The sequence below is a fragment of the Microlunatus sagamiharensis genome (genome assembly GCF_900105785.1).
Classification (GTDB): domain Bacteria; phylum Actinomycetota; class Actinomycetes; order Propionibacteriales; family Propionibacteriaceae; genus Microlunatus; species Microlunatus sagamiharensis.
Window position 1 is genome coordinate 1,606,648 of sequence record NZ_LT629799.1, and the last position, 19,779, is coordinate 1,626,426.

Annotated in this window: 16 protein-coding genes; 2 read left to right on the forward strand and 14 right to left on the reverse strand. The window is 72.2% G+C overall.

What is annotated here, in order from left to right; translation table 11 throughout:
- Window position 1 precedes the first annotated feature (1 nt).
- A complete protein-coding gene (carB, locus tag BLU42_RS07290) occupies window positions 2–3,472 on the reverse strand; it encodes a carbamoyl-phosphate synthase large subunit (RefSeq protein ID WP_091073884.1) in 3,471 nt (1,156 codons plus the stop codon).
- Window positions 3,472–4,740, reverse strand: coding sequence for a glutamine-hydrolyzing carbamoyl-phosphate synthase small subunit (gene carA / locus BLU42_RS07295; protein ID WP_091073885.1), 1,269 nt, complete (start codon window positions 4,738–4,740; stop codon window positions 3,472–3,474). Before carA ends, carB begins: the two co-directional genes overlap by 1 nt.
- 206 nt (window positions 4,741–4,946) lie before the next feature.
- Between carA and BLU42_RS07300 the strand changes: the two genes are divergently transcribed.
- Window positions 4,947–5,465, forward strand: a complete 519-nt coding sequence (locus BLU42_RS07300) for a MarR family winged helix-turn-helix transcriptional regulator (protein WP_091073886.1) — start codon at window positions 4,947–4,949, stop codon at window positions 5,463–5,465.
- On the forward strand, window positions 5,462–7,672 hold the full coding sequence (locus BLU42_RS07305; protein WP_231918491.1) for an MFS transporter: 2,211 nt from the start codon (window positions 5,462–5,464) through the stop codon (window positions 7,670–7,672). The genes BLU42_RS07300 and BLU42_RS07305 overlap by 4 nt, the downstream gene beginning before the upstream one ends.
- A gap of 77 nt (window positions 7,673–7,749) precedes the next feature.
- Here the strand turns inward: BLU42_RS07305 and BLU42_RS07310 are convergent, their stop codons facing one another.
- The 12 genes from BLU42_RS07310 to ruvX form a co-directional block, all read right to left on the reverse strand.
- Window positions 7,750–8,754 carry an endonuclease/exonuclease/phosphatase family protein gene (locus tag BLU42_RS07310; RefSeq protein WP_091073887.1) on the reverse strand — a complete coding sequence of 335 codons (1,005 nt, stop codon included), beginning with the start codon at window positions 8,752–8,754 and terminating at the stop codon, window positions 7,750–7,752.
- Window positions 8,755–9,183: 429 nt separating this feature from the next.
- A complete protein-coding gene (locus BLU42_RS21580; protein ID WP_269458031.1) occupies window positions 9,184–10,167 on the reverse strand; it encodes an immune inhibitor A domain-containing protein in 984 nt (327 codons plus the stop codon).
- The gene (locus tag BLU42_RS21585) at window positions 10,164–11,681 is read right to left on the reverse strand and encodes an immune inhibitor A domain-containing protein (protein ID WP_269458019.1); all 1,518 of its coding nucleotides are present in this window, start codon (window positions 11,679–11,681) and stop codon (window positions 10,164–10,166) included. The genes BLU42_RS21580 and BLU42_RS21585 overlap by 4 nt, the downstream gene beginning before the upstream one ends.
- Before the next feature lie 155 nt (window positions 11,682–11,836).
- Window positions 11,837–12,325, reverse strand: coding sequence for a transcription antitermination factor NusB (gene nusB / locus BLU42_RS07320; RefSeq protein WP_091073888.1), 489 nt, complete (start codon window positions 12,323–12,325; stop codon window positions 11,837–11,839).
- Window position 12,326: 1 nt separating this feature from the next.
- A complete protein-coding gene (gene efp, locus BLU42_RS07325; RefSeq protein ID WP_091073889.1) occupies window positions 12,327–12,887 on the reverse strand; it encodes an elongation factor P in 561 nt (186 codons plus the stop codon).
- Window positions 12,888–12,931: 44 nt separating this feature from the next.
- Window positions 12,932–14,062 carry a 3-dehydroquinate synthase gene (aroB, locus tag BLU42_RS07330; protein ID WP_231918492.1) on the reverse strand — a complete coding sequence of 377 codons (1,131 nt, stop codon included), beginning with the start codon at window positions 14,060–14,062 and terminating at the stop codon, window positions 12,932–12,934.
- Window positions 14,055–14,558, reverse strand: coding sequence for a shikimate kinase (locus BLU42_RS07335; RefSeq protein ID WP_091073891.1), 504 nt, complete (start codon window positions 14,556–14,558; stop codon window positions 14,055–14,057). The genes aroB and BLU42_RS07335 overlap by 8 nt, the downstream gene beginning before the upstream one ends.
- The gene (gene aroC / locus BLU42_RS07340) at window positions 14,555–15,757 is read right to left on the reverse strand and encodes a chorismate synthase (protein WP_091073892.1); all 1,203 of its coding nucleotides are present in this window, start codon (window positions 15,755–15,757) and stop codon (window positions 14,555–14,557) included. The genes BLU42_RS07335 and aroC overlap by 4 nt, the downstream gene beginning before the upstream one ends.
- Window positions 15,758–15,817: 60 nt before the next feature.
- Window positions 15,818–17,254 (reverse strand): Nramp family divalent metal transporter, encoded by a 1,437-nt coding sequence (locus BLU42_RS07345; RefSeq protein ID WP_091073893.1) that lies wholly within the window; start codon window positions 17,252–17,254, stop codon window positions 15,818–15,820.
- Window positions 17,255–17,299: 45 nt separating this feature from the next.
- Window positions 17,300–18,133: a shikimate dehydrogenase gene (locus BLU42_RS07350; protein WP_091073894.1), complete on the reverse strand. Its 834-nt coding sequence runs from the start codon at window positions 18,131–18,133 to the stop codon at window positions 17,300–17,302.
- Entirely contained in the window at window positions 18,123–19,235 is a 1,113-nt protein-coding gene (gene mltG, locus BLU42_RS07355; RefSeq protein WP_157719874.1) for an endolytic transglycosylase MltG, read from the reverse strand. Before mltG ends, BLU42_RS07350 begins: the two co-directional genes overlap by 11 nt.
- Window positions 19,236–19,309: 74 nt before the next feature.
- Window positions 19,310–19,771: a Holliday junction resolvase RuvX gene (ruvX, locus tag BLU42_RS07360; protein ID WP_091073896.1), complete on the reverse strand. Its 462-nt coding sequence runs from the start codon at window positions 19,769–19,771 to the stop codon at window positions 19,310–19,312.
- Window positions 19,772–19,779: the final 8 nt, after the last annotated feature.

Sequence of the window (19,779 nt, forward strand, 5' to 3'; positions counted from 1 at the left end):
CTCAGCGGCCGGCGCCGGCGAGCTGGCCCGGCTGACCGGCCGGCCGGGCCTGCGCGGTCTGGGCGGCCGGGTCGCGCTGGGCCGCGGCCCACGACTGGAGCGAGCGCACCTCCATCTGCCCGCCGCGGACCGCCTCGATGCCCTGAACCGCGGCCGCGAGGCCCTGGACCGTGGTGATGCACGGGACGTTGCGCAGGACGGCGGCGGTGCGGATCTCGTAGCCGTCGAACCGCGGACGCCCGTCGGCGCTGAGTCCGGCCGGGGTGTTGAAGACGAGCTCGACCTTGCCGTCCAGGATCAGCTGCACGATCGTCGGCTCGCCCGCCGGGCCCGGGCCCTGGCTGAACTTGCGCACCGTCTGCGCGTCGACGCCGTTGCGGCGCAGCATCGAGGCCGTGCCCGCCGTGGCGACGACCCTGAAGCCGAGGTCCGCGAGCCGCTTGACCGGGAAGATGATCGAGCGCTTGTCGCGGTTGGCGACCGAGACGAACACGGTGCCGGCCGTGGGCAGCGGGCCGAAGGCCGCGGCCTGGCTCTTGGCGAAGGCCGTGCCGAAGCCGACGTCGAGGCCCATCACCTCACCGGTCGAGCGCATCTCCGGGCCGAGGATCGTGTCGACCGACGTGCCCTCGACGGTGCGGAAGCGGTTGAACGGCATGACCGCCTCCTTCACCGCCATCGGGGCGCCCGGCCGCTCGTCGGTGCCGTCGCCGGTGGGCCGGAGCAGCCCCTCGGCGCGCAGGTCGGCGATGGAGGCGCCGAGCATGACGCGCGCCGCCGCCTTGGCCAGCGGGGTGTCGGTGGCCTTGGAGACGAAGGGCACCGTACGGCTCGCCCGCGGGTTGGCCTCGAGGACGAACAGCGTGTCCCCGGCGAGCGCGAACTGGATGTTCAGCAGGCCCTGGACGCCGACGCCGGCGGCGATCGCCTCGGTCGAGGTGCGGATCCGGTCGATCACCTCCCGGCCGAGGGTGATCGGCGGGAGCGCGCACGCCGAGTCGCCCGAGTGCACGCCGGCCTCCTCGATGTGCTCCATGACGCCGCCGAGGTAGAGCTCGGTGCCGTCGTAGAGCGCGTCGACGTCGATCTCGACCGCGTCGTCGAGGAAGCGGTCGACCAGGACGGGGTGCGCGGGCGACACCTCCGTCGCCCGGTCGATGTAGGAGGCGAGGGTCGACTCGTCGTAGACGATCTCCATGCCGCGTCCGCCGAGCACGTACGACGGGCGGACCAGCACCGGGTAGCCGATGTCGGCCGCGATCGCGCTCGCCTCGGCGAAGCTGCGGGCCAGCCCGTGCTTGGGCGAGGGCAGCCCGGCGGCGTCGAGGACGTCGCCGAACGCGCCGCGCTCCTCGGCCAGGTGGATGGCCTCGGGGCTGGTGCCGACGACGGGCACGCCCGCGTCCTTGAGCGCCTGCGCCAGGCGCAGCGGGGTCTGCCCGCCGAGCTGGACGATGACGCCCGCGACCGGTCCGGCCTGCTGCTCGGCGTGGAAGACCTCGAGGACGTCCTCGCAGGTCAGCGGCTCGAAGTAGAGCCGGTCGGCGGTGTCGTAGTCGGTCGACACCGTCTCGGGGTTGCAGTTGACCATGACGGTCTCGTAGCCGGCGCCGTCGTTGTCGGGCGCGCCCGAGAGCGCGAGCGCGGCGTGCACGCAGGAGTAGTCGAACTCGATGCCCTGCCCGATGCGGTTCGGCCCGCTGCCGAGGATCAGCACGGCCGGGCGCGTGCGGGGCACGACCTCGGTCTCGAGGTCGTAGGAGCTGTAGTGGTACGGCGTCCGCGCCGCGAACTCCGCGGCGCAGGTGTCGACGGTCTTGTAGACCGGCCGCACGCCGAGGGCCCAGCGGACGCCGCGCACGACGTCCTCGGAGAGGTTGCGCAGCCGCGCGACCTGGGCGTCGGAGAGCCCGTGGCGCTTGGCGAGCCGCAGCACGTCCGCGGTCAGCTCGGGCGCGTCGCGGACCTCGTCGGCGACCTCGCTGATCAGGAACAGCTGGTCGACGAACCAGGGGTCGATGTTCGTCGAGGCGTTGACCTGCTCCGGCGTCGCGCCGGCCCGGATCGCCTGCATGACCACGGCGAGCCGGCCGTCGTGCGGGCGGGCCGCGGTCCGGAGCAGGCCGTCGACGAGCTCGGGGGCCGGCGGGCCGTCCACGTCGTTCCGGGGGGTCGCAGGGGGGTCGTCCCCCCCGCTGGAGAACACGAACGGGGCCTTCGGGTCCTCGAGCGAGCGCAGCGCCTTGCCGAGCGCCTCGGAGAAGTTGCGCCCGATGGCCATGGCCTCGCCGACGCTCTTCATGTGCGTGGTGAGCGTCGAGTCGGCGAGCGGGAACTTCTCGAAGGCGAAGCGCGGGACCTTGACCACGACGTAGTCGAGCGACGGCTCGAAGCTCGCCGGGGTGCTCAGGCCCTCGGACGTGGCCGTGATGTCGTTCGGGATCTCGTCGAGGGTGTAGCCGACCGCGACCTTGGCCGCGATCTTGGCGATCGGGTAGCCGGTCGCCTTCGACGCCAGCGCCGAGGAGCGCGAGACGCGCGGGTTCATCTCGATGACGATCATGCGCCCCGTCGCCGGGTCGACGGCGAACTGGATGTTGCAGCCGCCGGTGTCGACGCCGACCTCGCGGATGATGCCGATGGAGACGTCGCGCATCCGCTGGTACTCGCGGTCGGTCAGCGTCATCGCCGGGGCGACGGTGATCGAGTCACCGGTGTGGACGCCCATCGGGTCGAAGTTCTCGATGGAGCAGACGATCACCACGTTGTCCGCGCGGTCCCGCATGACCTCGAGCTCGTACTCCTTCCACCCGAGGATCGACTCCTCGATGAGCACCTCGGTGGTCGGGCTCGCGGCGAGGCCGGCGCCGGCGATGCGGCGCAGGTCGGTCTCGTCGTGCGCGAAGCCAGAGCCGACGCCGCCCATGGTGAAGCTGGGTCGCACGACGAGCGGGTAGCCGAGCTCGCCGGCCGCACCGAGCACGTCGTCGATGGTGTGGCAGACGAAGCTGCGCGCGACGCCGAAGCCGGGGTCGGTCGGGTCGCCGCTCTGCGGCAGGCCCTCGACGATCGCCTTGAACTGCTCGCGGTTCTCGCCGCGCTGGATGGCCTCGACCGAGGCGCCGATCAGCTCGACGCCGTAGCGCTCGAGGACGCCGCTGTCGTGCAGCGCGATCGCCGCGTTGAGCGCGGTCTGCCCGCCGAGGGTGGCCAGCAGCGCGTCGGGCCGTTCGAGGGCGATGACGCGCTCCACGAACTCGGGCGTGATCGGCTCGACGTAGGTCGCGTCGGCGAACTCGGGGTCGGTCATGATCGTCGCCGGGTTGGAGTTGACCAGGACGACGCGGAAGCCCTCGGCCCGCAGCACGCGGCAGGCCTGGGTGCCGGAGTAGTCGAACTCGCAGGCCTGGCCGATGACGATCGGGCCGGACCCGATCACCAGGATCGAGGAGATGTCGGTGCGGCGGGGCATCAGGCAGGAGCTCCCTTCGTGCTGCGGGACTCCATGAGGTCCACGAACCGGTCGAACAGGTAGCTGGCGTCGTGCGGCCCCGCGGCCGCCTCGGGGTGGTACTGCACGGAGAAGGAGCGCAGCGTCCCGTCCTCGTCCTCCAGCGCGAGGCCCTCGACCACGTCGTCGTTGAGCCCGACGTGGCTGACCCGCGCCCAGCCGTACGGGGTCTCCGTACGCCCCTCGCGCGGCGCGTCGACGGCGAAGCCGTGGTTGTGCGCGGTGACCTCGACCTTGCGGGTGCTGAGGTCCATCACCGGCTGGTTGATGCCGCGGTGGCCGTAGCGCAGCTTGTAGGTGCCGAAGCCGAGCGCGCGGCCGAAGATCTGGTTGCCGAAGCAGATGCCGAAGTACGGCACCCCGGCCTCGAGCACCGAGCGCAGCAGCGTGACCGCGTCCTCGGTCGCGCCGGGGTCGCCGGGGCCGTTGGAGAAGAAGACGCCGTCGGGGTGCAGCGCCTCGACCTGGGCCCAGCTGGTGGTGGCCGGCAGCACGTGGGTCTCGATGCCGCGCTCCGCGAGCCGGTAGGGCGTCATCGACTTGATGCCGAGGTCGACCGCGGCGACGGTGAACCGCTTCTCGCGGTGTCCTGAGGGGGGACGACCCCCCTCACCCCCCGCTGAGCTCCCGTCGCTGGCGCTCCTGGAGCTCCACGCCGGGACGACGTACGCCTCGGGCGTGGTGACCTCGTCGGCGAGGTGGGCGCCGCTCATCTGCGGCGCCTCCTGCACGCGGGCCAGCAGCGACGCGCGGTCGGTGTCGACGCTGGAGATGCCGACGCGCATCGCGCCGCGCTCGCGCAGGTGGCGGGTGAGGGCGCGGGTGTCGACGTCGCACATCCCCACCACGCCCTGGGCGGCGAGCTCGGCGTCCACGCTGCGGCGCGAGCGCCAGCTGGAGGCGACGCGGGCGGCGTCGCGCACGACGTAGCCGGCGACCCAGATGCGGGAGGACTCGTCGTCCTCGTCGTTCCAGCCGGTGTTGCCGATGTGCGGCGCGGTGGCCACGACGACCTGGCGGTGATAGCTCGGGTCGGTCAGCGTCTCCTGGTAGCCGGACATCCCGGTGGAGAACACCGCCTCTCCGAAGGTCTCACCCACGGCGCCGAAGGAGGAGCCGGTGAAGGTGGTCCCGTCCTCCAGGACCAGGAGAGCGGGGACCCTCGGTACGCGTCCCGAGCGTGACGTGGAGCTCGGGGCCGAGGGTGCGGGGGCGGTGCTGGCAGGCATCAACCGTCCTTTCCTGCCTCACGGGACAGGTCTTAAAGGGTGGTGTCACGTCAAGGTATCAGCGCGGCTCCCCCACCTCCCCCTCGTCCACAGCCCGACGGGCGCCCCCGGGTGTCCCGGCTCACAGCACCGACGCACGGAATAACCGATAGCACCCCTAAGTTGTCTCGTATGCTTGCGTGCAGCAACTAAAGGAAGTGTGAAGGTTGGCTCTCTCAGAACGACGCGCCGCAGCCCTCGTCGGCGCGCTCCACTCGGTCATCAGGACGACGCGCTACGTCGCCGCCAAGGACCACGGCCACACGATGACCGGCACCCTCGCCGGGATCCTCAAGGCCGTCGAGACCGACGACCTGCGCCTCGGCGACCTCGCCGGCCAGCTCATGGTCGCGCCGTCGGTCGCCTCGCGCGCGGTCGCCGCCCTCGAGGCCGACGGGCTGGTGCTGCGCCGGCCTGACCCCGAGGACGCCCGGGCCTGCCGCATCGGCATCACCGATCTCGGCCGCGCACGCCTCGGCGAGCACAAGCGCTACCTGCTGCAGCGCGTCGTCGCCGCCCTCCCCGACTGGGACGACGACGAGGCCGCCCTCGCCGTGCAGGTCCTCAGCCGCCTCGAGCTGAGCCTCGCCTCGTCCCCCCTGACCCACCCCGTGCCCACCGCCAAGGTGCTGGCCGGGGCCACCGCCCTCACCCTGCTCGACCAGACGGAGCCCGCCACCGCATGAGTACCGCCACGCGCAGCGCCACCGCGCCTGCCTCCACCCCGGCCGCCACGGCGGCCCCGAGCGCTGCCCGGACCAGCACCAGCGTCCCGCCGCCCGCGGGCGGTGCGAAGGTCTACAGCCACCGCGAGATCCTCGAGGTGATGACCGGCCTGCTGGCCGCCCTGTTCACCGCGATGCTCAGCACGACGATCGTGTCGACGGCCCTGCCGACCATCATGTCCGACCTGCACGGGACCCAGCGCCAGTACACCTGGGTCATCACCGCGTCCCTGCTGGCGCTGACCATCACCACCCCGATCTGGGGCAAGCTCTCCGACCTGTTCAGCAAGAAGCTGCTGGTCCAGATGGCCATCGTGGTCTTCGTCGCCGGGTCCGTCGGCGCGGGCCTCTCGCAGACCGTCCCCCCGATGATGGCCTTCCGCGCGCTGCAGGGCGTCGGCATGGGCGGCCTCATCGCCGTGACGCAGGCGATCATGGGCTCGATGATCTCCCCGCGCGAGCGGGGCCGCTACTCCGGCTACATGGGCGCGGTCATGGCCGTGAGCACCGTGTCCGGGCCGCTGCTCGGCGGGGTGCTCACCGACTCGGTCGGCTGGCGCTGGTGCTTCTTCGTCTGCGTGCCGCTCGCGATGATCTCGCTCGTCGTCCTCCAGCGCACCCTCAAGCTGGTCACGATCAAGCGCCACGTCACGATCGACTACGCCGGTGCCGCGCTCGTCGCCGTCGTCGCCGCGCTGCCGATGCTCTGGGTGACCTTCGCCGGCAGCGACTACGCCTGGATCTCCTGGCAGTCCGGGGCCTTCCTGCTCGGCTTCCTCGCCGCCGTGGCCCTGCTGGTCGTCGTCGAGCTCCGCGCGTCCGAGCCGATGGTGCCGCTGCGCGTCCTCAACAACCGCACCACCCTGCTGATGATCCTGGCCAGCCTCGGCGTCGGCATGGCGATGTTCGGCAGCAGCACCTTCCTCACGCAGTTCTTCCAGCTCGGCGGCGGTCACACCCCGACCCGCGCCGGCCTGATGACGATCCCGCTGATCGTCAGCCAGCTGCTCGTCTCGACCCTCGGCGGCCAGCTGGTCAGCCGCACCGGTCGCTGGAAGCCCCTCATGCTCGTCGGTGGCGTCGCCCTCGTCGCCGGTCTCGGCCTGATGGGGACCATCGACCACACCACGCCGTACTGGCAGGTCGCGCTCTACATGGTCGTCATGGGTGTCGGCATCGGTGCGCTGGTGCAGAACATCGTGCTGGCCGTGCAGAACACCGTCGACGTCAGCCAGATCGGCGCCACCTCCGCCGCGATCGCCTTCTTCCGCTCGCTCGCCGGCGCGGTCGGCGTGGCCGTGCTCGGCGCGATCCTGGCCAACCAGGTGACCGACAAGGTCGCCGCGGGGCTGCGCACCCTGGGCGTCAGCGGCGCCGGTGCGGGTGACGGTTCGCTGGACCTCGACGACCTGCCGGCCCCGGTCCAGGCCGTCGTCCGGGCCGCGTACGGCGACTCGTTCGGCGAGCTGTTCCTCATCGCCGCGGCCGCCGCCGTCCTCACCCTCGTCACCGTGCTGATCGTCAAGGAGGTCCCGCTCCGCACCACCGTCGAGATGCGGCCCGAGGCCGCGGGCGACGTCAGCGCCGCCCTGGCCGAGGACACCGGTCGCGAGGACCGCGGGCTCGAGGGCCCCAAGACCGCGCAGATCGCGAGCGACCGCGTGGCCGCCGAGCGTCTCGTCGAGACCGGGTCCGACGACGAGCAGGGCACCTGGGACGACCCCGACGCCCGTCGCGTCGTCGCCGCCCTCGACGTGCTCACCGCCGCCCAGGACCAGGCGCGCTCGCACCAGGCCACCTCGACGCGGACGCAGGCCGAGCTGGTCGGGCTGGTCGACGCGCTCGAGCAGCGCATCGACCAGGTCGCCGGCGAGTTCCGCGGGCAGATCGACCAGATCCGCGCCCGGATCGCCGAGCCGGAGGCGCAGCCCTCCCTCGGTGCCGACGGCGAGGGCGGGGACGGCGTGCGGGCGTACGAGTACCGCCTGCTGCTGGACAGCCAGCAGACCGCCGACAAGGTGACGCGGCTGGCCCGCGCGGAGGCCGAGCGCGTGCTCGCCGACGCCGAGCAGCAGGTCGCCGAGCTCCAGGGCCGCATCGCCTGGCTCAAGCAGGCCGAGGCCGAGCTGGCCGACCGCGTGGCCGAGCGGGTGCGTGCGGAGGGCTGACCTCCCGCTCCCCCGTACGGACGAACGACCCGGCACCTCACGGCGCCGGGTCGTCGTCGTTCCCGGGCTCCTCGCGCTCAGCCGCCGACGACGAGCGTCGCCAGCAGGCCGAGGTGGTCGGCCCCGGGCACGCGGACCGTCCGCAGCGCGGCCGCGTGGAGGCCGGACGAGACGTAGACGTGGTCGATGTCGATGAGCGGGGGCACGCGCGGGTCGCCGGCCGGGTAGGTCGGGACCCAGCCCGCCCCGGTCTGCTCGACCGCGGAGGACCAGCCGTCGGCCCGCAGGGCTCGCTGCGTCGGGTGCGAGGCGACCGCGTTGAAGTCGCCGAGCAGCACCCGCGGGCCGGAGGTCGGGAGCGCGGCGTGGAGCGCCCGCTGCTCGCGGAGCCAGCGGTCCGAGCCGTGGTAGGGCCGGGCCGGGTGCACGGCGACGACGGTGAGCGGCTCCTCGAGCCCCGGGACCGCGATCGTGGTCGTCCAGCTCTGGTGCGAGACGGCCCGCGTGAGCCGTGCGGTGCTCGTGACCGGCCAGCGCGACCACACGCCGGTGCCCGCGCCGCCCTCCGCGGGCAGCCGGCCCTCGTGGCGGTGCGGGAAGCGCTCGGCGAACCCGAGCCGGTCGAGCGCCTCGACCTGCGGTGCCGTCACCTCCGCCAGGACCACGACGTCCGCCTCCTTCGTCGCCTCGAGGACGGCCGCGGGGTCGCCCTCGCCGAGGCGCACGTTCAGCGTCAGGACCGTCACCTCGGTGCCGCCGGCCGGTGCCGGAGCGCTCGAGAAGCGCGGTGCGAGACCGGCGGCCGCGACGACGGTCGCCCCCGCGCAGAGCGCGGCGAGCACCACGCGGCCGCGCCCGGGTCGGGCGGCCAGCGCGACCCCGGACAGCACGGCCGAGAGCGCCGCACCCGGCGCCGCCGCGTCGGTGAAGGCCCCGACCATGGCCATCGTGTCCGAGGAGACCGGTGACCACGACGGCCAGCCGAGCCGCAGGGACCCGAGCGCGCCGGACAGCGCCGCCACCGACACCGCCCCCACGGTGGCGGCCTTCGCGAGCTGGTCCCTGGTCCCCGTGGTGCGCACGGGGCGACGCTACGAGCCCGACGCCGTCCGGCACAGCCACCCTGGTCGTGGTTCCGTCAGACCGTGGGCCCGGGTTCGTCGAGACGCTCGCCGAGCTCGTCGAAAGGGCCGCGCCCCAGGACGCTCCCTGAGTTTGCCGCAGGGCTGCACCCCACGTCCCTGGGCTGCAACCCGGGACGCTCCCTGAGCTTGTCGAAGGGCCACGAAGCAGTCGGCTCCTGCCACCCGCGCGGAGAGGAACGCCACCCTCTTCGACCCTTCGACAGGCTCAGGGAGCGTTCCTCCAGCCCCTTCGACAGGCTCAGGGAGCGTTCCTCCAGCCCCTTCGACAGGCTCAGGGAGCGATCCTCCTGTGCCCCTCGGGGACCTCCGGACGCACGAACGCCCGGGCGGTGACCCGCCCGGGCGTTCGTGAGGCTGCTCAGCCGGTCAGCTCGCGCGGACCGCCTTCTTGGCCGCGGCGAGCGTGGCGCTCGCCGAGGTCGACTTGCTGGTGCCGAGCTTGACCTTCATCGAGGTCTTGCCCTGCTTCACGACGGTCAGCTTGACGCCGGCGCCGGCGACCTTCACCCCGGAGCCCGGGATCGCGGCGTTGAAGTAGGACTTCGTGTCGTCGAAGGTCGGGACGGCCTTCTGCCCACGGATGTAGCTCGCCTGGCCGTTCACGTGGAGGGTGAACGAGTCCGCCTTCTGACGACCGAAGGTCGCGTCGTAGATCTGCACCCGCGCGCGCCACGGCTTGCCGTCGATGCGGTAGATGGGCGCGGGGTGCGCGTCCACCGTGAGGATCTGACCGTTGCCCGGGTGCACCGACACGTTGTTGTCGGTGTACCGGCCGTCCCAGAAGGTCACCTGCAGACCGTCCTGGTACGGGAAGTGGTCGACCTTGTCCGGCAGCGAGGCGCCGTAGCCGAAGTCGTACGGACCCGTCTTGAGGTACTTGTCGTACGAGGTGTAGCTGCGGTGGCTCGCGATGTAGTACTGCGGGTAGTCCTGGCTGCTCGTCGCACCGATGGTGCTGAAGCCGTCGGCGGTCCACCCGTTGTCACCCTGCTCCGCGCCGTCGGCGAAGACCGTGGTGCTGCCGCTGACGAGCTTGATGTCGTCGACGAACAGGCCCGAGGGCTTGGTGGTGTCCTGACCCTGCACGGCCGCGTCGCTGCTGTAGCGGAAGCGCAGGTTGACCGTCTTGCCCGCGTACGCCGACATGTCGAAGGTCGCCGGGACGTAGCCGTCCGAGAGACCCGAGATGCCGTTGCCCGAGGAGGCGTCGGTGATGCTGCCCGGGACGGACTTCCAGCCCGACCCGTCGTCGACCTGCACGAAGGCGAAGTCGTAGCCAGACTCGATGTTGTAGCTGGCCTGGAAGCTCAGCGTCGAGGTGCCCGCGGGCACCGTGACGCGACGGCTCAGGGACGCGTTGTACTCGTCCCCCGCGCCGCTCCACCACTGGAGCTCACCCTCGGGGGCGTCGGCAGCGTGGTCGTGACCGCCTTGGGCGGCAGGACGGTGACGAGGGCCTGCGCCTTCTTGCTGTTGTACTCGTGCGGGCCGAGGTTGTAGGTCTTCTTCTGACCCGCGACCGCGATCTCGTAGTCGAGCCAGCCGAGCTGGAGCTTCTCCCACGCGCCGAGGTCGCCCGGACGGGTGCCGATGCCCTGGTCCTTGGCGGCCGAGAGGCGGCTCTGGGCCATCAGGCTCCAGAACTCGACCGGCTGGTCGCCGCCGACCGTGTCGTAGAGGTCCGGCAGACCGAGGTCGTGGCCGTACTCGTGGGTGAAGACCGACAGGCCGCCGTTCTCCGGCTGGATCGTGTAGTTGCCGACCCAGAGCCCGCTGTCGCCGATCTCCGTGCCACCGAGCTTGTTCTCCTCGGGGCCGGTCACGCCCTGCTGGTCGGCGAAGGCGTACCACTTGTGCGACCAGATGGCGTCCTCGCCCTGGATCGGGTCGCCGTCGGCCTGGTCGCCGCCGGAGTGGACGATCTGGAAGTGGTCGATGTAGCCGTCGGGCTCGTTGAAGTCGCCGTCACCGTCGTAGTCATAGCGGTCCTGCTGGTCGTAGCTGGCCAGCTGCTCCTTGATCTCGGCGTCGGTGCGCCCCGCGGCCTTCTGGTCGGCGACCCACTGGGTGACGCCGTCCTTGATGAGGTCCCAGGTGTTGTCGCAGACGTTGTCGCCGCAGACGTTGGGGTCGTCGCCGGCCTTGCCCTCGTTCGGGTCGTCCGAACGGCCGTAGCGCGCCTCGTTGTAGGGGACCTTGACCCAGTCGGTCACGGTGCCGTCGACGGAGTAGCGCCCCGAGGACTGCTTCTCGTAGTAGCTCTTGACCGACTCGACGCCCTTGCCCTCGCCGAAGTAGAGCTGGCGGAAGTAGTCCGCGGAGTAGTCCTGCTGCCAGACCGTGCTGTTGTCCTTGGAGCGGTCGGGCTCGGGGATCTGGTTGTGCTGCGGACCGTCGAAGGACGTCGGCCCCGCGATGTCGGGGTTGATGTCCTCGTCAGGGAAGTCCGGGCTGCGCTGGTCGCCGAACTCGGTCAGGACCACGAAGATCTTGTCGGTCTTCTCGCGGCTGAGCTCGACGTACTGGTCGACCATCTTGGCGGCCTTGGCCGGACCGGCGGCGCGAGCGCTGCGACGGTTGGCGTCGGCGGGGCCCGCGGTGGCGGGCTTGGTGCCCACCTTGACCACGTAGGAGCCGTTGATCTTCTCGACCTTGCTCTGGCCGGTGAGCACCAGGTTCAGCGCCTGCTTCTGCAGGGCCTCCTGCTTCTGGCTCAGCGGGTCGGTCTGGGCGTCGGACTTCTGGGGCACCTCGTTGACGGCCGGGGCCGCCTTGGGTGCCTGCGGGGTCGGTGCTGCGGCGGCGGTCATGGCCCCCGTCAGCATCAACCCCGATGCCAGGCCGAGGCCCAGCACTGCTCTCACGTCTCTGCGCACGTGTTCTCTCCTCGGCCCTCGTGGGGCTGTCGGCGGGTAGGTCAGGGACGTGAACGTAGGCGGGCTACGAGAAGTCTGGCAATGACCTGTGCACCTCGGAGAAGAGTTTCTTGCTCAATCCTCAGGAAGTACGGGAACTCTTATCACGCGGGGTCATCGAGGCCCGGGGCGGGCTCGGGCTTGCTGTCGACGACCGCACCGAGCACCCCGCCGACGAAGGACGGGGAGTCGTCGGTGGAGAGGTCGGCGACCAGTCGGACGGCCTCCGAGACCGCCACCGCGTCGGGGACCTCGAGGTGGTCGATCTCCAGCACCGCGATGCGCAGGGCGCTGCGGTCGACCCGCGGGGTGCGCGGCAGCGTCCAGCCCTTGGCGAGGGCCGCGGAGATGCGGGCGTCGATGGCGTCGCGGTGGTCGGCGACGCCCTCGACGAGGGTGCGGGTGTAGTCGCGCAGCGGCGGGTCGGCCTCGGCCGCGCGCTCGGCGAGCGTCTCGAGCGGGTCGCGTCCGCGCAGCTCGGACTCGAAGAGGATGTCGAGCGCCCGCTTGCGGGCCTTGCTGCGCGACGAGACCCGCGTGCTCGAGCGGCCGGACGCGGGCTCGGGGCTGGTCTGGGGCTGGGTCTCGCTCACCTCAGCCGACGCGGCCGAGGTAGCTGCCGTCGCGCGTGTCGACCTTGACCCGCTCGCCCGTGGTCAGGAACAGGGGCACCTGGATCTGCAGGCCGGTCTCGACGGTGGCCGGCTTGGTCCCGCCCGTGCTGCGGTCGCCCTGGAGGCCCGGCTCGGTGTAGGTGACCTCGAGCTCGACCGACGCGGGCAGGTCGAGGTAGAGCGGCGTGTCCTCGTGGATCGCCACGGTCGCCATGTGCTCGGGGAGGAGGTAGTTCTTCGCGTCGCCGACGGTGTCGTCGGAGATGGTCATCTGCTCGTAGGTCGAGGTGTCCATGAAGACGTAGCCGGAGCCGTCGTGGTAGAGGTACTGCATCTCGCGGCGGTCGACGCTGGCCGTGTCGACCTTGGTGTCGGAGTTGAAGGTCCGGTCGACGACCTTGCCCGACAGCACGTGCTTGAGCTTGGTGCGGACGACGGTGTTGCCCTTGCCCGGCTTGTGGTGCTGGAACCAGATCACCGACCACAGCTGGCCGTCGAGGTCCAGGACCATGCCGTTCTTCAGATCGTTCGTGGAGGCCACGCCTTCAAACCCTTCGTCGTCTTCTTTTCGAGCAGTGGGAGAGTCTAGTCGCGCGGTCGGGCGACGGACGCCGCGTACGCCCGCCGCAGCAGGTCCTCAGGGGGGCCGGCCAGGATCTGCGCGCTGGCCACCCCGTCGAGGAGCACGAAGCGCAGCGTCGAGCCGCGCGTCTTCTTGTCCAGGGCCATGGCGGCGAGCAGGTCGTCGAAGGCGTCCGGCTCGTACGCGGTCGGCAGCCCGAGCGAGGTGAGCACCGCCCGGTGCCGGTCGGCCGTCGCGTCGTCCAGCAGGCCGGCCGCGCGCGCCAGCTCGGCGGCGAAGACCATCCCGACGCTCACCGCGTCGCCGTGGCGCCAGCGGAAGTGCTCGCGGCGCTCCACGGCGTGGCCGAGGGTGTGGCCGTAGTTGAGCAGCTCCCGGCCCACCCGGCCACCGACCGAGGTCGTCTCGCGCAGGTCGGCGGACACGACCCGCGCCTTGACCGCGACCGAGCGCTCCACGAGCTCGCGCAGCACCGGTGAGGCCGGGTCGAGCGCGGCCTGGGGGTCCTGCTCGAGCAGCTCCAGCACCCGCGGGTCGGCGATGAACCCGCACTTCACGACCTCGCCGAGCCCGGCCCGCAGGTCGGTGGGCGGCAGCGTCGCCAGCAGGTCGAGGTCGCACACGACGCCGACGGGCTCGTGGAAGACCCCGACGAGGTTCTTGCCCTCGGCGGTGTTGATGCCGGTCTTGCCGCCCACGGCCGCGTCGACCATGGCCAGCAGGCTCGTCGGGACCGTCACCAGGTCCACGCCGCGCAGCCAGGTCGCGGCGACGAAGCCTGCGAGGTCGGTGGTCGCTCCCCCGCCGACGCCGACGACCGCGTCGTTGCGGGTGAAGCCGGCGTGCCCGAGCACCGCCCAGCAGCGGGCGGCCACCTCGACGGTCTTCGCCGCCTCCGCGTCGGGCACGTCGATGCGGACGACCTGGTGGCCGGCGCGCTCCAGGTCGGCCACGACGCGCACGGCGACGTCGATCAGGGCGGCCGGGTGCAGCACGGCGACGCGGTCGGCACCGGCGACCAGCCCGCTGACCGCACCGAGGACGCCGCGGCCGACGACGACCTCGTACGGGCGCTCGGCGGCGACCCGGATGCGGGTCGGTGCGGGTGCGGGTTCAGGCACAGGTTCAGGCACGGGTCAGCGCCTCCTCGACGCGGTCGGCGACCTCAACGGGCTCCAGCCCGTCGGTCTCCACGGTCACGGTGGCCACCGCGGCGTACAGCGGGGCGCGCTCGGCCAGCAGCCGCACCAGGCGGCCGCGGACGTTGCCGAGCAGCAGCGGCCGGGCCTCGTTGAGCCCGACGCGACCGGCCGCGTGCGCGACCGAGACCTGCAGCCAGGCGACCGGGTGGTCGGCGAGCGCCTGGCGGGTGGCCGCGGACATGACCGCGCCCCCACCCAGCGCGAGCACGCCCGCGCCGTCGAGCAGCTCGGCCGTGGTGCCCTCCTCCAGCGCCCGGAAGGCGGGTTCGCCCTCGTCCGCGAAGATCTCGGCGATGCTGCGGCCCGTCCGGGCCTCGATCACCGCGTCGACGTCGGCGAAGGGCTCGCCCCACCGCTGGGCGAGCAGGGCGCCGACGGTCGACTTGCCCGACCCGGGCGCGCCGACCAGCACGAGCCGGGCGGTCACCGGCCGGGGGCGAGGCGCAGCCCGCGGCGTTCGACGTCGGCGAGGTAGGACTCGGCGTTGCGCCGGGTCTCCGCGACCGAGTCGCCGCCGAACTTCTCCAGCGCGGCCTCGGCGAGCACCAGGGCGGCCATGGCCTCGGCCACCACGCCGGCCGCGGGCACGGCGCAGACGTCGGAGCGCTGGTGGTGCGCGACCGCGGCCTCGCCCGTGGAGGTGTCGATGGTGCGCAGCGCACGCGGGATGGTGGCGATCGGCTTCATGGCCACCCGCACGCGCAGGACCTCGCCGGTGCTCATGCCGCCCTCGGTGCCACCGCTGCGACCCGAGACGCGGGCGATGCCGCCCTCGCCCGGGGTGATCTCGTCGTGGGCCAGGCTGCCGCGGGTGCGGGCGAGCTCGAAGCCGTCGCCGATCTCCACGCCCTTGATCGCCTGGATGCCCATCATCGCGCCCGCGAGCCGCGCGTCGAGGCGCCGGTCGCCGTGCACGTGGGAGCCGAGGCCCGGGGGCAGGCCCCAGACGACGACCTCGACGACCCCGCCGAGCGTGTCGCCGTCCTTCTGGGCAGCCTCGACCTCGGCCTTCATCGCGGCGGCCGCCCCGGGGTCGAAGCAGCGCAGCGGGTCGGCGTCGATCGCCGCGAGGTCGTCGGGGCCCGGGACGACGCCGGCGGGCGCCCTGACCGGACCGAGCTCGACCACGTGGCTGAGGACCTGCACCCCGTACGCCTGCTCGAGGAAGCGCCGGGCGACGCAGCCGAGCGCCACACGGGCGGCGGTCTCACGGGCGCTGGCCCGCTCGAGGACCGGGCGGGCCTCGTCGAAGTCGTACTTCTGCATGCCGACGAGGTCGGCGTGGCCCGGCCGCGGCCGGGTCAGCTTGGCGTTGCGCGCCTGGGCCTCGAGGACCTCGGCGTCGACCGGGTCCGCCGCCATCACGGTCTGCCACTTGGGCCACTCCGTGTTGGCCACCTGGATCGCGACCGGGCCCCCCTGGGTCTCGCCGTGGCGGACCCCACCGAGCAGCGTGACCGCGTCGGCCTCGAACTTCATCCGGGCGCCCCGGCCGAAGCCGAGCCGTCGCCGGGCGAGCGCCTCCTGGACGTCGGTCGTCGTCACCTGCACGTGGGCGGGCAGCCCCTCCAGCACCGCGACGAGCGCGGGGCCGTGGGACTCGCCTGCGGTCAGCCAGCGGAGCACGCGGGCCAGTGTTCCACGCGCACGCCGACCGGACGCCGACGTCCCGTCGCCGTCGGCGCCTCAGCCGAGGAGCTTGCCGAGCTGGTCCTTGAAGGTGAGGACCGAGAGGGTCCCGAAGAGCAGGAACGCCCAGACCAGCGCGCCGAGCCGGAAGCCCCGCACCCGGATGGCCGCCGGCAGGCTGCGCCGGTTGATCAGGACGAGCAGCCCCGAGTAGAGGAACATCATGAAGCCGCCGACCACCGCGGCGATGATCAGCAGCACGAGGGGCTGGTCGAAGCCGGCGGCGAGCACGATGATGCCGATGCCCACCAGGCCCCAGACGAGCCCGGCGTAGACCTTCGACTCGTTGGCGTCGCGCTTGTAGCTCGTCTTGATCACGTCCGCGGCGAGCCGGCTCGTGTAGTCGACGATCCCGAGCGCCGCGCCGAAGAGCGAGAACGAGCCGACGATCCAGAAGAAGAACTTGAACCACGACCCGACGCGCTCGGCCAGCACCTCGCCCTCGGTGCGCACGAAGGCGATGCCGTTGGTCAGGTCGTCGCGGCCGTAGACGGTCGAGTAGGCCAGCAGCGAGGTGAACATGATCGTCAGGAAGGTGATCAGCACGAAGGTGAAGAGCTGCTCGAGGTTGGCGAACTTCCACCAGCCCTTCCAGCGGCCCAGGTTCTGCTGCGTCGGCTCGAAGATGTAGCCGGGCGAGGGCTTGGCCTCCGGCTGCCCGGTGACCGGGCTGACGAGCCGCGGGACCAGGGAGCCCATGCCGAAGCCCTTGTCCCGGATCCAGTTCGACTGCACGAGGTTCTGCCCGCCGCCCGCACCGGCGAAGGCGAGCGCCCCGAGCAGCGTGGCGAAGCCGAGCTGCTCGTACGGGATGCCCGGCCGGGTGACGATCTGCGGGACGTCGCTCCAGGCGTCCGCGCCGACGGCGACGATCGCGCCGATGACGAAGAGCAGGATCACCGCCGCGACCTTGAGCATCTGCGCCCGTTCGAGGGCCACGTAGACCACCGGGGCGAGGGTGAGGATGAGCCCGATCGCCAGCAGCATGCCGATGGCGATGAAGGTCGGCTTGCCGCCGAAGACGTACGAGGCGAGGGTCGCGCTGCTGGTCGCCCAGCCGGGCCAGAGGTTGGCGAAGTAGGCCAGGATCGCGAAGACCAGCCCCCAGTGGCGCCAGTAGCGGCTGAAGCCGGTCAGCGCCGTCTCCCCCGTCGCCAGCGTGTAGCGCTCGATCTCGAGGTTGAGGAAGTACTGCGTGACGAGGCCGACGAGCGCCGCCCACACGAAGATCAGCCCCACCTGGCTGGCGATGTAGGGGAAGAGCACGAACTCCCCGGACGACAGCCCCACCCCGGCGGCGATGATGCCGGGACCGATCAGGCGCCGGTACTTCTTCGGCGGGTCGGGCAGGTCGCGCACCTCCGGGCGCGGGAGCGTCCTGGTCGGGAAGCTGTCTGCGGCGGAACGGCTGGTCGCGTCGTCGGTGACTGCCATGACGGCATGTTTCCAGGTGCGCGTGCCGCCCGTCGGGGCGCCCCCTCAGGCGCGCTCGGCCAGGGCCCTGTCCCCCGCCGCCCGCAGGACCTCCGGCGAGGGCCTGCGCCCGGTCATCAGCTCGACCTGCTCGACGGCCTGCCCGACCAGCAGGTCGAGCCCGTCGAGCACGCGTACGCCCGCCCGCCCGGCCGCGTCGGCGAGGGCCGTGGGCCACGGGTCGTAGACCACGTCGAAGACGACCCCGGCGCTGGCCGCCAGCGCCTCGGCCTGGTCGTCGACCGCCCCGGCCGTGACCGTCGACACCAGCAGCCCGGCCTCGGGCGGGGCACTGCCCCAGCGCGGCACGGCGAGCTCGACGCCCACCGCCTCGGCGAGGGGCGCCAGGGACCGGGCCTTCGCCGGGTCCCGCGCCAGCACCTGCACGGTGGTCGCGCCGAGCCGGGGTGCCGCGACGAGCGCCGAGCGGGCGGTGGCCCCCGAGCCGACGACGGACACCGTGGCCACTGGGTCCTGCGTGATCGAGCGGACCGCCCAGACCAGCCCGGCGACGTCGGTGTTCTCGACGCGCCGTTCGTCCAGCAGGAGCGTGTTGCCCGCCCCGGCCAGCCGCGCGGTCTCGGAGACCTCGACCCCGTCGAGCTCGAGGACGGCGACCTTCAGCGGCATGGTCAGGCTCAGCCCACGCCACGTCTCGTCGAGCCCGTCCACGAAAGCGGCGAGCCCGTCCGCCTCCACCTCCGCCAGCCCGTACGACCAGCCCGCCATGCCCAGCTCGGCGTACGCCGCGGCGTGCAGGGCCGGCGACAGCGAGTGGGCGATCGGCGAGCCGAGGACGGCCGCCCGGTGCCGGACGAGGCTCCCGGGCTCAGCTGTCACAACGGCCGGGGTTGCTCTGGCAGTAGGCCTGGAACTCCTTGACGATCTGCTGGAACTCCGCGTCCGTCTCGGCGAACTTGGTCTCGCCCGTGTCGAAGTTCACGGTGGTGAAGTACAGCCACTTGCCGGGCTCGGGGTTGGCCGCCGCCTCCAGCGCGGCCTTGCCGGGCGCCGAGATCGGGCCGGGCGGCAGGCCCTTGCGCAGGTAGGTGTTGTACTTCGACTTGCTCGCCCGGTCCTTCGGCGTCGTCGTGTTGGTGTTCAGGTTCTCGGCGTAGATGACCGTCGAGTCGAGGCCGAGCGGGATGCCCTGGTCGAGCCGGTTGTAAAGCACCTGCGCGACCTTGGCGCGGTACTGGTCCTGGTTGACCTCGCGCTCGATGATGCTGGCGACGATGAGGACCTCGTACGGGCTCCGGTCGAGCTTCTTGGCCGCGGCCTGGAGGTCGATGTCGTCGGCGACCGACTTGTACTCGTCCACCATCTGCTTGAGCGTCGAGGTCGCCGTCGCGTCGGCCGTGAGCTCGTAGGTGTCGGGGAAGAGGAACCCCTCCGGGTTGCCCTTGGCGTAGGAGGGCAGGCCGATCGACTTGGGGTTGTCGAGGGCCTTCTCGAACGCCGAGCGCTTGATCTTGGTGCCCTTGACGAGCGCGTCTACCTGCTTGCTGAGCCGCAGGCCCTCCGGGATCGTGAACTGCGCGCGCACGCGCGACTCCCCCGGGTTGATCAGCAGGCGGAGGGCGTCGATGGCCGGCATCTGCGTCCGCATGATGTAGCGGCCGGGCTGGATGCTGGTCGCGCGCTCCTCGGAGGCGACCGCGGAGTCCCAGGCCTGCGTCGACTTGATGACGTCGTCCTTGAGGAGCACCCCGCCGATCTCGTCGAGCGTCGCGCCGTTCGGCACGGTGACGGTGATCGAGGCCTTGCCGGCGCCCGTGTAGTCGGGCTCCTCGCCGAAGTTGCTCATGAGCGACTTGCCCTGGCTGTAGACGAACCAGCCGCCGCCGACGAGCACCGCGATCGCCAGGAGGACCGCCAGGCAGCCCTTGCCCTGGTGGACGATCTCCTTGGCGGCGCTCGGCCTGGTGTCGGGATCGAGCATCGACGACACGGTCGGGGTCTCCTCGGGTCGGGTGCTCGACCCGGGGGCGGTCGAGAGGGTCTGGACCAGCCGGGTCAGGCGGTCGGTCCCGGCAAGACTAACTCGCCGGGCGGCTGGTCCCTGGAACGTTCGACGCCCAGCGCGTGCTCGAGGATGGCCGCGGCCGCCGCGGCGTCGATGACCGAGCGCTGCGCCTTCGCCGAGCGGCCACCCTCGCGCATCCGCCGTGACACCTCCACCGTGGTGAGCCGCTCGTCGACCAGCCGCACCGGCACGGAGGTCCGCGCGGCGAGCGCGGCGGCGCACCGACGCACCTTCACCGCGGCCGGACCCTCGGTCCCGGCGAGCGTCGTCGGCAGCCCGACGACGACCTCCAGCGGCTCCAGCTCGGCCAGCACCGCGAGCAGGTCGTCGACCTCGCGCTCCCCCGCCTTGACCGTCGCGTACGGCGTGGCCAGCACGCCGTCGGGGTCGCACCGGGCGACCCCGATCCGCGCGTCGCCCCAGTCGACCCCGACCCTGACGCCCCTTCTCATCGTCCTCG